The sequence below is a fragment of the Burkholderia sp. Bp9012 genome (assembly GCF_003853825.1).
Taxonomy (GTDB): Bacteria; Pseudomonadota; Gammaproteobacteria; order Burkholderiales; family Burkholderiaceae; genus Burkholderia; species Burkholderia diffusa.
This window is the reverse complement of the sequence record NZ_QTQA01000003.1, coordinates 229963-244140: the sequence shown is the minus strand read 5'-3', so window position 1 is coordinate 244140 and position 14178 is coordinate 229963. Positions and strand designations below refer to the sequence as shown.

The following is a 14178-nucleotide window of genomic DNA, read 5'->3' as shown; positions in this document are numbered from 1 at the left end:
CGGGTGGCGCGCAGCCGCACGCCGTCCGGCTCGCGTAAAGGGCGTTGGCCCGATGATTGAAGATTAGGCGGTTTCCGCGGAAAGCGCGAAGGTGCGGCGGCGCGCCGCTGATTCAGCCGGCGCCGCCGCTGCGCGCGAGCGCTTCTTGCCGGTATTCGGCCGGGCTGCGCCCGCTCCATTTGCGAAACGCGCGGTAGAACGCGCTCGGTTCCGCGAAACCGGTGGCCGCTGCGACGTCGGCGATGGTCCGCGACGGATCGGCCAGCGCCTCGAACGCGAGGTCGCGCCGCAGCGTGTCCTTGATCGACTGGTACGCGTGGCCTTCCTGGTGCAGCTTGCGGCGCAGCGTCGCCTCGGCCACGTGCAGCCGCGCGGCCATCCCGTCGGCGCCGGGCCACGCGGCGGGCGGCATGCCGCGCAGCACCGTGCGCACGCGTTGCGCGAGCGCGTTCGGGTTGCGGTACTTGACGATGAAGCTGGCCGGCGCGTTGCGCAGGAACGTTTTCAGCGTCCTGGCGTTCTGCACGACCGGCAGCGTGGCGAATTCGGGATCGAAATCGACATACGAATCGGGCTGGTTGAACCGCATGTCGTCGCACAGCATCGACGGGTATTCGTGGTCGGCCGGCGGCGTGTCGCAACGGAAGCTCGCGTGGAGCAGCGGGATGCGTCGCCCGATCAACCAGCAGGTGAGCCCGTACACGATGATGAAATAGGTCGCGTACGTGAACATCGCGGGCGCCGAGGTGCTGTTGCGGTGCACAAAACGCAGCCGCACGCGCTGCGGGTTGGCGTCGAGCTCCGCGTGCAGGTCGTCGAGCACGCAGTGCATGAAATTCACCGCGCGCGCCATCGCATGCAGCCCGTCCTTCGCGGACAGCGCTGCCTGGCTCATCGCGATGAAGCTGCCGCTGCGCATCGGGTGGCGATCCTGCCCGAAAAACTCGTCGTCGAGCGCGCGCGCAATGGCGTTCCACAGCGCCCCGTACTGCTGCGCGGACACCCGCGCACGCGGCTGCGCGAGCAGCGCGGGCGCGATGCCGGCTTGCGCGAGCAGCGGCTCGGCCGCGACGCCGCGCCGGGTGGCGAGCGCGACGCTGTAGGCGACGAGGCTGATCGCGACGGTTCCCTTGTCTTCCTGCTTCATCGAAGCCGCCGGTATGGCAAAAACGCTCAGTGTAAATGAGCGGCGCGAGCATCGAACAGTCGCGCGCGCTTGCCTACACTTGTTGCATCGAAACGAAAGGTCGGTCGCGGCACGCGGCCGCAGGAGACAGCAGCGCCATGGACGAGCTTTACACCGAAGACCAGCGGATGATCCGCGACGCCGCGCGTGCTTTTGCCACCGAGGTGCTGGCACCGAACGCCGCGCAGTGGGACCACGACGCGCACCTGCCCGACGCCGTCGTCGCGCAGCTCGGCGAACTCGGCCTGCTCGGGATGATCGTGCCGCAGGAGCTGGGCGGCGCATATACGGATTACGTCGCCTACGCGCTGGCGATTGAGGAAATCGCCGCCGGCGATGCCGCGTGCGCGACGCTGATGAGCGTGCACAACTCGGTCGGCTGCGGGCCGATCCTCGGTTTCGGTACGCCCGCGCAGAAGGATCGCTGGCTGGCCGAGATGGCGGCGGGCCGCATCATCGGTGCGTTCTGCCTGACCGAGCCGCAGGCCGGCTCCGAGGCGAACAACCTGCGTACGCGGGCGGAACTGCGCGACGGCAAGTGGGTGTTGAACGGCGCGAAGCAGTTCGTGACCAACGGCCAGCGCGCCGGGGTCGCGATCGTTTTTGCCATGACCGACCCGGAAGCCGGCAAGCGCGGCATTTCCGCGTTCCTGGTGCCGACCGACACGCCGGGCTTCATCGTCGGCAAGCCGGAAAAGAAGATGGGCATCCGCGCATCCGACACATGCCCGATCACGTTCGAGAACTGCGCGATTCCGGAAGAAAACCTGCTCGGCAATCGCGGCGAAGGGCTGAAGATCGCGCTGTCGAACCTGGAAGGCGGGCGCATCGGCATTGCCGCGCAGGCGCTCGGCATCGCGCGTGCCGCGTTCGACAAGGCGCGCCGCTATGCGCGCGAGCGCGTGCAGTTCGGCAAGCCGATCGCCGAGCACCAGGCGATCCAGCAGAAGCTGGCCGACATGGCCACGCAGATCAACGCGGCGCGCCTGCTCGTGCATCACGCGGCAAAGCTGCGCACGGCGGGGCTGCCGTGCCTGTCCGAAGCATCGCAGGCGAAGCTGTTCGCGTCCGAGATGGCCGAGCGCGTGTGTTCGGACGCGATCCAGATCCACGGCGGTTACGGCTACCTCGTCGATTACGAAGTCGAGCGTCACTATCGCGACGCGCGCATCACGCAGATCTACGAGGGCACCAGCGAAGTGCAGCGGATGGTGATCGCGCGAGAGCTTTGAGTCCCGAATCGCGACGCGCGCTCCACCGACAACCACGCGAAGAACCAGACAGGCAGGCAAACAGGCAGGGCACGAAGGCAGCGCGGCAAACGCGGCACGCAACGACGTGACCGTGCGCCGCGCGACACGGAACCGGGCATGCGCTGCAGCACATGCACTGGTTGGCCGCGGGGCTTGGAGATTCACCCGGCCATGGGGCAGGCGCAAGTGCTGAAGCATTTGCACTGGACCGACCGCACGAGGCATGGGATGAGAGCAAGCGTTGATGCGCCGACTCTCGTCGACAGGAGACAGGAGACGACACGATGACGGTACAGGCATTCCTGGACGCACGCGACTTTCTGCTGCGCCATCGCACCGACTACGAAACCGCGTACCGCGATTTCGAATGGCCGGTGCTCGATGCGTTCAACTGGGCGCTCGACTACTTCGACCCAATGGCGCGCGGCAACGACAAGCCCGCGCTGTGGATCGTCGACGCGGCAACCGGCATGGGCGATCCGTATTCGTTCGCGCAGATGTCCGAGCGCTCGTCGCGGGTCGCGAACTGGCTGCGCGGCATCGGCGTCGTGCGCGGCGACCGGATCCTGCTGATGCTGCCGAACCGTGTCGAGCTGTGGGACGCGATGCTCGCCGCGATGAAGCTCGGCGCGATCGTGTTGCCCGCGACCACGCAGCTGTCGGCCGACGACGTGCGCGATCGCGTGCAGATCGGCGGCGCGAAATACGCGATCGTCGACGAGAACGAAACCGCGAAATTCGAACAGGCCGATCTCGGCCTCAAGCAGAAGATCGTCGCCGGCGCGCCGCGCGCGGGCTGGCTCGCGATGAACGACGGCTACGCGGCGAGCGCCGCGTTCGAGCCCGACGCCATCACGCACGCGAACGATCCGATGCTGCTGTACTTCACGTCGGGCACCACCTCGAAGCCGAAGCTCGTCGAGCATACGCACCGCACCTATCCGGTCGGGCACCTGTCGACGATGTACTGGGTCGGCCTGCAGCCGGGCGACATTCACTGGAACATCAGCTCGCCGGGCTGGGCGAAGCATGCGTGGAGCTGCTTCTTCGCGCCATGGAATGCACAGGCGTGCGTGTTCGCGTTCAACTATGCGCGCTTCGAGCCGAAGGTCGTGCTCGACGCGCTCGTCAAATACCAGGTGACCACGCTGTGCGCGCCGCCGACGGTGTGGCGCATGCTCGTGCAGCAGCCGCTCGCGTCGTTCGACGTGAAGCTGCGCGAGATCGTCGGCGCCGGCGAGCCGCTGAATCCCGAGATCATCGAGCGCGTGAAGAAGGCATGGGGCATCACGATTCGCGACGGCTACGGCCAGACCGAGACGACCTGCCTGATCGGCAACACACCGGGCCAGCCCGTCGTCGCCGGTTCGATGGGGCGCCCGCTGCCCGGCTACCGGATCGCGCTGCTCGACCCGGACGGCGCGCCCGTCAGCGAAGGCGAGGTCGCGCTGCCGATCGGCGCGGGCGTGACGCGCCCGGTCGGCCTGATGAACGGCTATGCGAACAATCCGGACGCGACGGCCTACGCGATGCGCGACGGCCATTACCGCACGTCGGACATCGCGATGCGCGGCGACGACGGCTACTACGTGTACATCGGCCGCGCGGATGATGTGTTCAAGTCGTCCGACTACCGGCTGAGCCCGTTCGAACTCGAAAGCGTGCTGATCGAGCATCCGGCGATCGCGGAAGCGGCCGTCGTGCCGAGCCCGGACCCGGTGCGGCTGTCGGTGCCGAAGACCTTCATCACGCTGCGCCAGGGGTATGAGGAAAGTCCCGCGCTCGCGCTGGAGATCTTCCGCTTCTCGCGCGAGAAACTCGCGCCGTACAAGCGCATCCGGCGCCTGCAGTTCGCGGAGCTGCCGAAGACCATCTCGGGGAAGATCCGCCGCGTCGAGCTGCGCCGCCGCGAGATCGAGCGCGGCGACGATGCAACCACGCGGATGCCCGGCGAATACTGGGAAGAAGATTTCGCCGCCGAACTGAAATGACCGGCCGTGGGCCGCGTGCCGCATGTCGCGGCCGTCGCCCGCGGCACCGATTGAACCGGCCGCGCGTTGCATGACGCGACACGGCCCACTGCAAGGAGAGTGCATCGATGAACGCGAATCCGACGCCCCGCACGGGGCAAGACGTGCCGACGGTCAAGCTGCTGATCGACGGCGCCTTCGTCGAGTCCACCACGAGCGAGTGGCGCGACATCGTCAATCCGGCGACGCAGCAGGTCCTCGCGCGCGTGCCGTTCGCGACCGTCGCGGAAGTCGACGCGGCCGTGCAGGCCGCGCACGCCGCGTATGCGACGTGGAAGAACACGCCGATTTCCGCGCGCATGCGCATCATGCTGAAGTTCCAGGATCTCGTGCGCGCGAACCTGCAGCGCATCGCGAAGACGCTGACGGCCGAACAGGGCAAGACGCTGCCCGACGCCGAAGGCGACATCTTCCGCGGCCTCGAAGTGGTCGAGCACGCGTGCTCCGTCGGCACGCTGCAGCTCGGCGAATTCGCGGAGAACGTCGCGGGCGGTGTCGACACCTACACGCTGCGCCAGCCGCTCGGCGTGTGCGCGGGCATCACGCCGTTCAACTTCCCCGCGATGATTCCGCTGTGGATGTTCCCGATGGCGATCGTGTGCGGCAACACGTTCGTGCTGAAGCCGTCGGAGCAGGATCCGATGTCGACGATGGCGCTCGTCGAACTGGCGATCGAGGCCGGCGTGCCGAAGGGCGTGCTGAACGTCGTGCACGGCGGCAAGGAAGTGGTCGACGCGATCTGCACGCATCCGCTCGTGAAGGCGATCTCGTTCGTCGGCTCGACCGCCGTCGGCACGCACGTGTACCACCTCGGCAGCCAGCACGGCAAGCGCGTGCAGTCGATGATGGGCGCGAAGAACCACGCGATCCTGCTGCCCGACGCGAACCGCGAGCAGGCGATCAACGCGCTGGTCGGCGCCGGCTTCGGCGCGGCTGGCCAGCGCTGCATGGCGACCTCCGTCGCGGTGCTGGTCGGCAACGCGCGCGAGTGGCTGCCGGACATCGTCGCGAAGGCCAAGCAGCTGAAGGTCAACGCGGGCTCGGAAGCGGGCACCGACGTCGGGCCGGTGGTGTCGCGCGGCGCGAAGGCGCGCATCCTGTCGCTGATCGACACGGGCATCAAGGAAGGCGCGAAGCTCGAACTCGACGGCCGCGACGTGAAGGTCGCCGGCTTCGAGGAAGGCAACTTCATCGGCCCGACGATCTTCTCCGGCGTGAAGACCGACATGACGATCTACACGCATGAAATCTTTGGGCCGGTGCTGGTCGTGATGGAAGTCGACACGCTCGACGAAGCGATCGCGCTCGTCAATGCGAACCCGATGGGCAACGGCGTGGGCATCTTCACGCAGAGCGGCGCGGCCGCGCGCAAGTTCCAGAGCGAGATCGACGTCGGCCAGGTCGGCATCAACATCCCGATTCCGGTGCCCGTGCCGTTCTTCAGCTTCACAGGCTCGCGCGGCTCGAAGCTCGGCGATCTCGGCCCGTACGGCAAGCAGGTCGTGCAGTTCTATACGCAGACGAAGACGGTCACCGCGCGCTGGTTCGACGACGACACGACGGCCGGCCCGGTGAACACGACGATCCGGCTGCATTGAGCCGGGGAGGACACGAACATGAAGATCGGATTTATCGGATTGGGCCACATGGGTGGGCCGATGGCGCTGAACCTCCTGAAGGCTGGCCATGAAGTGCACGCGTTCGACCTGAGCGCCGACGCATTGCGCGCGCTGCAGGACGCCGGCGCGCAGGTGGCCGGGTCGCCGCGCGAAGCCGCATCGGGCGCGACCTTCGTCATCACGATGCTGCCGGCCGCGCCGCACGTGCGCTCGGTGCTCGCCGGCGAGAACGGCGTGCTGGCCGGCCTCGGCGCCGGCGCGACCGTGATCGATTCGAGCACGATCGATCCGGCGAGCGCGCAGGCGTTCGGCGCGCTCGTGCGCGAGCGCGGCGGCGCGTTCGTCGATGCGCCCGTGTCGGGCGGCACCGGCGGCGCGGCGGCAGGCACCTTGACCTTCATGGTCGGCGGCAGCGACGCCGATTTCGAGCGCGTGAAGCCCGTGCTCGCCGGCATGGGCAAGAACATCGTCCATTGCGGCGCGACGGGGATGGGGCAGGTCGCGAAGGTATGCAACAACCTCGTGCTCGGCATCTCGATGGCGGCCGTGTCGGAGGCGATGTCGCTCGGCGTCGCGCTCGGCATCGACCCGAAGGTGCTGGCCGGGATCGTCAATACGTCGACGGGCCGTTGCTGGAGCTCGGACACCTACAACCCGTATCCGGGCGTGATCGACACCGCGCCGTCGTCGCGCGGCTACAGCGGCGGCTTCGGCACCGACCTGATGCTGAAGGATCTCGGCCTCGCGAACGACGCCGCGAAGCAGGCGCGCCAGCCCGTCTATCTCGGCGCGCTCGCGCAGCAGCTGTACCAGACGATGAGCAGCCGCGGCGACGGGCAACTCGATTTCTCGGCGGTGATCCGCCTGTACCAACCGGCCACGAAGAAGGACGCCTCATGATCGAACTGGACTACGTCGACGACGGCGCGATCGCGTGCGCGACGCTCAAGCGTCCGCCCGCGAACGCCTTTACCGCCGACGGGCTGCGGCAACTGCAGGAAACCGTCGCCGAACTGAACGCGAACCCGCGCGTGCGCGCGCTGGTGATCACCGGCGACGGCCCGAAGTTCTTCAGCGCGGGCGCCGACCTCAACACGTTCGCCGACGGTGACCGCGCGGTCGCGCGCGCGATGGCCGCGCGCTTTGGCGCGGCGTTCGAGGCGCTGCATGACGCGCGTGTCGTGACGATCGCGGCGATCAACGGCTATGCGATGGGCGGCGGCCTCGAATGCGCACTCGCGTGCGACCTGCGGATCGCGGAGACGCACGCGCAGATGGCGCTGCCCGAACCGTCGGTCGGCCTGCTGCCGTGCGGGCTCGGCACGCAGACACTGCCCTGGCTCGTCGGCGAGGGCTGGGCGAAGAAGATCATCCTGGCCGGCACGCGCGTCGACGCGGCAACGGCGCTCAGGATCGGCCTCGTCGAGGACGTGGTCGAAAGCGGCGCGGCACGCGATGCGGCGCTGGCGCTCGCGCGCAACGTCGCGCGGCAGAGCCCGCACGCGATTGCATACAGCAAGGAACTGATCGGTCTCGCGCGCCGCGGCGTGCCGCGCAGCGCGGCGCTCGCGGTCGAGCGCGAACGCTTCGTCGACCTGTTCGACACGAACGATCCGCGCGAAGGCGTGGCCGCGTTTCTCGGCAAGCGCGCGCCGCAATGGCATACCGATGGAGAGACGCAACGATGAGCACGCCGGTCAAGACTCATGACAGCTTCGCGCAACCCGCGCCGGAGGTGCTGTTCCGCGTGGTGAACCGCGTGGCGCTCATCACGCTGAACCGGCCGGCCGCGCTCAATGCGTTGTCCTATTCGATGATCGGCGAGCTGGCCGCACACCTCGAACGGTGCCGCACCGATGACCAGATCGTCGCGGTCGTGCTGCGCGGCGCGGGCGAGAAGGGCTTCTGCGCGGGCGGCGACGTGCGCGCGCTGCACCGGATGGTCGCGCAGCGCGAGACGTGGCTGCCGTTCTTCGTCGACGAATACCGGCTCGACTACGCGATCCATGCGTTCCCGAAGCCGGTCGTCGCGCTGATGGACGGCGTGACGATGGGCGGCGGAATGGGGCTTGCGCAAGGGGCGGCGCTGCGCGTCGCGACCGAGCGCAGCAAGATCGCGATGCCGGAGACGCGCATCGGCCTCGTGCCGGACGTCGGCGCGACGCATTTCCTGTCGCGCATGCCGGTCGAACTCGAGCTGTACGTGGGGTTGACGGGCGCGATGCTGTCGGGTGCCGACGCGCTGACCGCGAAGCTCGCCGATCTGTGCGTGCCGTCGTCGTGGCTCGATACGTTCGAGACGCGCATCGAAAGCGTCAAATGGGACGGCGACGTGCTGCCGGCGCTGCGCAAGGTGTTCGAGCCGCCGTGCAACGTCGTGCCGCATTCGGCGCTCGACAGCCAGATGGCGTGGATCGTTCGTCACTTCGACAAGCGCTCGACCGTCGAGCGGATCGTCGCGACGCTGAAGCAGGAGCTTGAACGCGACGAGCTCGCGCGCGAGCATCGCCAATGGCTGCAGGCGACGCTCGACGCACTCACCGGCCATTCGCCGACGATGCTGTGCGTGACGCGCGAAGCGCTGCTGCGCGGCCGTCAGATGACGCTCGCCGAGTCGTTCCGGATGGAGCTCGGCATCGTGGCGCGCGCGATCGAGGAGGGCGACTTCTGCGAAGGCGTGCGCGCGCACCTCGTCGACAAGGATCGCAAGCCGCGCTGGGCGCCGGCGTCGCTCGTCGAACTGCGCGCCGAACGCGTGCGGCATTTCCTGACGTCGCCGTGGAAACTGTTCGCACATCCGCTCGCCGATCTTGGCGCGGCGTGAGGTGACGTGATGCACCGACGCGCCTGTGCGGCGCGTCGGCTTCAACCCATTTCCTTTCTGCGCGTCTGCGCTCAGCGCTCGATCATCGGCGGCACCGCCTGCACGAGCGCGTCGATCACGCAGCGCGTCTTGCGCGGCAGGTAGCGCGTTTTCGGCCAGATCGCGCTTACGCGCCGTTGCCGCGAGCGTCGATCCGGCGTTGCGTGTCCGCGTCGACGATCGCGCGGATCGTGCTGAATAGCGGCACCGCGTCGGTGTAGCGCCGGCCGTAGCCGAGATTGAACGCGTAGTCGAAATCCGGCGGATTGCTGCCCTGGTTGTGCTGGAGGATCGTTTCGAGCTTGTCGAGCGCCTTCGCAGCGCGCGCTTCCGGTGATGCCGCCGCCTCGTATTCGTCCCACAGTGCGACGATCTCGTCGCGCAGCACGCGATCCAGCCCGGCCGTCAGCATCAGCAGGTCGTCGCGTTCGTGTGTGTGCTTGTCCGGATGCGCGGCCTGCTCGATCGCGGGGATGTCGCCGTGCAGCGCTTCGCCGAGATCGTGGACGACGCACAGCTTCAGCAGCTTCGTCGTGTCGACGTCGGGTAGCGCATCGGCAAACACGAGCGCCATCAGGCACAGCCGCCAGCTGTGTTCGGCCGTGCTTTCGGCGCGCCCGGTCGACGTATGACCGCTGCGCAGCACGTCTTTCAGGCGTTCGGCTTCGCGCAGGAAATCGAGCCGCGCGTGGATCGTGTCGAGGTTCATGGCAGGGAAGTGCTTGATTCGAGCCCTCAAGCGTACGTCGCGCGGACGCGATGCGTCCACGCATGAAATATGCGCGCCGCGCTTGCTACAACGTTTCGACGAGCCGCGCGGCGGAGCCGTCCGACAGCGTCATCCGTGTCCATCGGCAGGTGCTGCCGCGGATCGGCACGACGCGCGATGCATTTGCGCCGGTCGCGAATTCGACGCTCGGCGGCCCCGCGCGATCGTGCCAGCCAAGCGGGTCGAGCGCGGCTTCCATGCGGACGATTTCCGGCGTCGCGTAGCGCCACAGCGATGTGCCGAGCAACGTCGGCAGCGGCCGCGAGAACTCGGCCGCGCGCGATGGCGAGCAGGCGAGCAGGCGGTGCGTGAGGTCGCACACGAGATGCATGCGGGCCGTGCTGCTCGCGATCAGCCGGGCGAGTGCGTGGTCGCCCGCTGAATCCAGGCGCGCGGCAAGCAGCCGCTCGGCCATCGCGCGCTCGTCGGGCGACATCTGCTGGATGCCGGCTTCCCAGCGCGAAATCGTCGATTGCGCGACGCCGAACAACTCGGCCGCGTGGCTCTGCTTCATGCGATGCAGCGTGCGCCACCGCTTGAGTTGCGGGCCGAGCGGCGGGGTATGAAGCGGTGAGGCGCGCATGTTCGTGCTCCGTTCGGGATGCGGGCCGCGCTGGCGCCGCGTTGCGAATGGATGAATCGGCCGTTGTTCCGGGGATGCCTGGATCACGATGAGCTTGACGTCGGGCGTCAGGACTCACCGGAATTGTTTTCGCCAGGCTTTCAACCGGCTCCTCCATATCTTATTATTCGGCGAAAGCGGAGTGCGCCGGCTGTCATTGTTCATGTTGAAACATGATGCGCCGGTCAGTACCGTCTTCCGACTTCCGCATCGCACGAATGCGCGGTCGGCACGACGCGGGACACGTGGCCAGCGCGTATCCCGAAAAACATACGAGGGCGCCATGGTACGACTGGTCTTGCTGCTGCTGGGCATCGAATATCTGCGAACGCGCTCGCGCGGGCTGACCGTGCTGGGCTGGTTGTGGGTCGTCGCGGGCGTCGGCATCTTCGTCGACGCGCTCGACGGTGCGCTGCATTTTCCGATCGAACTGTTCGCCTGGCTGTTCCTGATCGAGGGGCTCGCGACGCTCGCGGTGGCTGGCAGCGGCGTTGGCGGGCAGCGCATCCTGCGCTACGTGAAGGGCATCGCGGTCGTCGTGGCCGCCGGGCTCGTGTTCGCGGGCCATCATCACGGCCACTTCCTCTTGTCGATGATCTTCGGCACGCTGTTCCTCGTCGACGGGCTGCTGCAGTGCACGTCCGCATGGATGGTGCGTTACCGGCGCTGGAACGTTGCATTCGCGTGGGGCGTCGTCGAGATCCTGCTGGCCGTCTTCTTCTATCAGCCGTATCCGACCCACTATGTGGGTACCGTGCCGTACTGCCTCGGCCTGCTGCTGATGTTTGGCGGGATGCACATGCTGAGCCTTGCCGCGCGCGTGCGGCGGCTGACGCGCAATCCCGCGTTCGTCACATCGCCGGCGCCGTCGATCGTGCCCGACATCGACGCGGCGCCCGACATCCCGCGCTTCACGCAATCGGAATGGGACGGCCCGCCGGCCGACCACGAGCACGCGCTGACCGTGCACGTGTGGACGCCGACCGGCACGTCGAAGGCCGAAGCCCAGCGCTATCCGGTGATCGACCGCTACATCGCGGCGGTGGACGTCAACGGCGTGATCTCCACTGGCCATGCGGCGCTGGAGTCGCCCGAGGGCATCTACATCAGCCTCTATCCGGCGGTGGAAATCGATCGTTCTCCGGACGAATTCACGCGGATTCTGCGCGCGACGCGCGAGAACGACGTGCCGGGCCTGTTCCAGCCCGACTATGCGACCGAGTCGAAAGCGTGGTGTCCGTCGACCGTGCGCGTGCGGATCCGCAATTACGATCCGGCGAAGCTGGCCGCATTCTGGTCGTCGTATCGGCAGACCGTCACGTACAACCTCACGCACCGCAACTGCTCGAGCACCGTCTCGAACGCGCTCGAAGCGGCACTCGACGGCGCGGTGTGGCGGCTCAGGGGCACGCGTGCCGGGTGGGGCGCATTCATCCGGCTGCTGCTCACGCCCGAGCTGTGGGTCGCCGCGCAGATCCGCAAGCGTGCGGTGACGATGGCCTGGACGCCCGGCCTCACGCTCGACTATGCGCGCGCGCTCAGCATGCTCGCCGATCCGCGGCCGTTCGCGTGGTGGAAGGTCGCGCGCTCGGCCGTGAAGGCGATCATGGCGTCGCGCCGCGCGTGGCGAGAGCAGGACAGCGCGGCACTGTCACCGGGTGAATCGGAAGCCGCGTCGGTGAAATAATCGTGCGGTGCCGGACGAGGGCCGGGCGCGACAGGTTCCGCCGCCGGACGATCCGGCGTGGTTGCCCGCTATCGGAACTTGCCTGGCGAACAACAGTGAACTCCACGAGCGCATTCCGCATCCTGATTCCCGTTTGAAGCTTCCCCGGTTCCCGATCTCGACGCGGTATGGCTTGCCTGGCCGGGAGGCCGTCATCCTGGGATGCTCCGTCGCAGGATGAAGATGGCGACAGGGCAGGCCGGCGTCGCAGGCGCAGGAAGGCGAGCGTCGGGATCGGTGCCGCCGATAACGGGCTCGGCGTTGCACGACGAATTCCTTCGTCGACCTTCATATTGATGCCACGTTGCGCGGACAACAATCGCGGGCAGACATTCGACAATCTTGCGGCGCATCCCGCGACCGCAAGCCTTTTCCGAGGAAACGCCATGCTCAAGACGCTCGCCCGCGCCGCGGCCGCACTCGCCGTCGCATCCGCCTCGCTGCACGCCGTCGCGCAGACCAGCTACGACTACCTGTTGCTCGCGGCTTCGTGGGAGCCCGGCTTCTGCGCGTCGCACGACACGCCGGAGTGTACGAACCTCGCCGGTACGTACGCGGCGACGAGCCTGTCTCTGCACGGCCTGTGGCCGAACAGGTACGACGGCAACCAGCCGTTCTACTGTGGCGTGCCGCAGAGCGACGTCGATCTCGACAATGCGCACCAGTGGTGCAGCATGGATGCGTATCCGGTCAGCACCGCGACGCGCAACACGCTGTCAACCTACATGCCGGGCGTGGCGTCGTGCCTCGACAAGCACGAATGGTTCAAGCATGGCACCTGCTCGAATTCGGCATCGCCCGACGCATACTGGAACGAGGCGGCCGGCATGGTCAGCCGGCTCGGCAACACGTCGTTCAACGCGTTCCTGCAGGCGAACGCGGGCAAGACCGTGACGCGCAACCAGCTGCTGTCCGCGTTCGAAGGCGCGTTCGGCAGCAATACGCGCAGCGCGGTGTCGCTGAAGTGCACGAAGACCAACGGCGTCAGCTATTTCACGGAAGCGTGGATCGCGGTCAAGACGAATGCGACCACGCAATTTCCGAGCGCGGCCTCGCTCGTGACGGACGGGAATACGCAGGGGACGTGCCCGACGTCGGGCGTGTATATCGCGAAGTAACGCGCGAAGTTGCACGGGATGCGCCGGTCGGGAGCGTTCCGGCCGGCGTGGTGCGGGTGTTGCGCGTCTATGCGAGCAGCAGCAGTGCGTCGGCGAGCGACAGCACTGTCGTGCGCGTCTCGAACGCCGTCGCGAACAGATGCTCGTGCACGACCTCATCCGGGTCGTAGCAGCAGTCCTTCACCGTATACAGCCGGAAATCCGCATCGCTTGCGTGCGCAACCGACGACAGCACGACGCCGGTCGACGCAATTCCGACGAGGATCAGCGTGTCGATGCCTTGCGCGACGAGCCGTGACTGCAGGTCGGTGCGGAAGAACACGCTCGCGCGATGCGCGACGGTCAGCGGCTCGTTGTCCAGCCGTCCGAGTTCCGGGCATGGGCCGTCGTCGACGAAGAGGCCGAGCTGCTTGATCCCTTGCCCGTTCTTGTTGCGTGGACTGACTTCCGGATAGCCCGGGGTGAAACGGAGATTGGCGAAACACACGTGGACGCCGCCCGCCCGGGCTGCATCGCACAGCTCGCGCGTGTTGGCGAGCAGGGTAGGGGCGACCGATGGAAAGAGACCGAGAATGTCGGTCTGGTAGTGCATCACGACCAGTGCGGTTTTTGCCGGCACGATCGGCGGAATCGGTGTGTGCGTGCGGCCTTCCGCGTTTGCGTGGCGAGTCGTTGCGAGATCTGAAGCGTGTTCCGGTTGCATGACTGATGCTCTCCCATGAGTCATTTCGGTGTCTCAGAAAATCGATCGCTCGTTATACGTCGTCAATCATTCCGATGCAAGCGTGCCGGAACTCGGTTCAATATGACCTGACATGCAATCTCTTCGGGCGAGTGGCGTAGATCGATGCCATCGTCGCCGGCAAAAAACCGCCCTTTTCTCTCCGAGGTTGGTCAGGCCAGCGGCGGCGGTCTAGGGGCATTTCTACATCGGCGCTGACACCTTCGCGATTGCATTACGCACGCCGCTGCTTAGGAAATGAATTTTTATT

12 protein-coding genes and 1 pseudogene are annotated in these 14178 nt (G+C 67.2%); 8 read left to right on the top strand and 5 right to left on the bottom strand.

Annotation, left to right across the window (positions count from 1 at the left end):
* Positions 1-112 precede the first annotated feature (112 nt).
* Complete coding sequence (locus tag DIE11_RS05265) at positions 113-1147, bottom strand: AraC family transcriptional regulator (protein WP_124622023.1); 1035 nt, start codon at positions 1145-1147, stop codon at positions 113-115.
* Positions 1148-1284: 137 nt separating this feature from the next.
* Between DIE11_RS05265 and DIE11_RS05260 the strand changes: the two genes are divergently transcribed.
* The 6 genes from DIE11_RS05260 to DIE11_RS05235 all read left to right on the top strand — a co-directional run bounded on the left by DIE11_RS05260 (position 1285) and on the right by DIE11_RS05235 (position 8912).
* On the top strand, positions 1285-2418 hold the full coding sequence (locus DIE11_RS05260; RefSeq protein WP_124622021.1) for an acyl-CoA dehydrogenase family protein: 1134 nt from the start codon (positions 1285-1287) through the stop codon (positions 2416-2418).
* Between the two features lie 305 nt (positions 2419-2723).
* Positions 2724-4430: an AMP-binding protein gene (locus tag DIE11_RS05255; protein ID WP_124622019.1), complete on the top strand. Its 1707-nt coding sequence runs from the start codon at positions 2724-2726 to the stop codon at positions 4428-4430.
* Positions 4431-4537: 107 nt separating this feature from the next.
* Positions 4538-6067: a CoA-acylating methylmalonate-semialdehyde dehydrogenase gene (locus DIE11_RS05250; protein ID WP_124622017.1), complete on the top strand. Its 1530-nt coding sequence runs from the start codon at positions 4538-4540 to the stop codon at positions 6065-6067.
* 18 nt (positions 6068-6085) lie between these two features.
* A complete protein-coding gene (gene mmsB / locus DIE11_RS05245; RefSeq protein ID WP_059600174.1) occupies positions 6086-6988 on the top strand; it encodes a 3-hydroxyisobutyrate dehydrogenase in 903 nt (300 codons plus the stop codon).
* Positions 6985-7776, top strand: coding sequence for an enoyl-CoA hydratase (locus DIE11_RS05240; RefSeq protein ID WP_124622015.1), 792 nt, complete (start codon positions 6985-6987; stop codon positions 7774-7776). Before mmsB ends, DIE11_RS05240 begins: the two co-directional genes overlap by 4 nt.
* Positions 7773-8912, top strand: coding sequence for an enoyl-CoA hydratase/isomerase family protein (locus DIE11_RS05235; protein ID WP_124622013.1), 1140 nt, complete (start codon positions 7773-7775; stop codon positions 8910-8912). Before DIE11_RS05240 ends, DIE11_RS05235 begins: the two co-directional genes overlap by 4 nt.
* Before the next feature lie 71 nt (positions 8913-8983).
* On the opposite strand, the pseudogene DIE11_RS36820 reads toward DIE11_RS05235, so the two are convergent.
* The 3 genes and pseudogenes from DIE11_RS36820 to DIE11_RS05220 all read right to left on the bottom strand — a co-directional run.
* Positions 8984-9082 (bottom strand): annotated as a pseudogene (locus DIE11_RS36820) (LysR family transcriptional regulator); the annotation flags it as partial.
* The gene (locus tag DIE11_RS05225; protein ID WP_124622011.1) at positions 9079-9660 is read right to left on the bottom strand and encodes an HD domain-containing protein; all 582 of its coding nucleotides are present in this window, start codon (positions 9658-9660) and stop codon (positions 9079-9081) included. The gene DIE11_RS05225 and the pseudogene DIE11_RS36820, both read right to left, overlap by 4 nt.
* 85 nt (positions 9661-9745) lie before the next feature.
* The gene (locus DIE11_RS05220) at positions 9746-10303 is read right to left on the bottom strand and encodes a helix-turn-helix transcriptional regulator (protein ID WP_059600331.1); all 558 of its coding nucleotides are present in this window, start codon (positions 10301-10303) and stop codon (positions 9746-9748) included.
* 322 nt (positions 10304-10625) lie between these two features.
* On the opposite strand from DIE11_RS05220, the gene DIE11_RS05215 reads away from it, so the two are divergent.
* Entirely contained in the window at positions 10626-12029 is a 1404-nt protein-coding gene (locus tag DIE11_RS05215; RefSeq protein ID WP_124622009.1) for an HdeD family acid-resistance protein, read from the top strand.
* Between the two features lie 425 nt (positions 12030-12454).
* Positions 12455-13186: a ribonuclease T2 gene (locus DIE11_RS05210; protein WP_124622007.1), complete on the top strand. Its 732-nt coding sequence runs from the start codon at positions 12455-12457 to the stop codon at positions 13184-13186.
* Between the two features lie 67 nt (positions 13187-13253).
* Here the strand turns inward: DIE11_RS05210 and DIE11_RS05205 are convergent, their stop codons facing one another.
* Positions 13254-13889: an isochorismatase family cysteine hydrolase gene (locus DIE11_RS05205; RefSeq protein ID WP_124622005.1), complete on the bottom strand. Its 636-nt coding sequence runs from the start codon at positions 13887-13889 to the stop codon at positions 13254-13256.
* Positions 13890-14178: the final 289 nt, after the last annotated feature.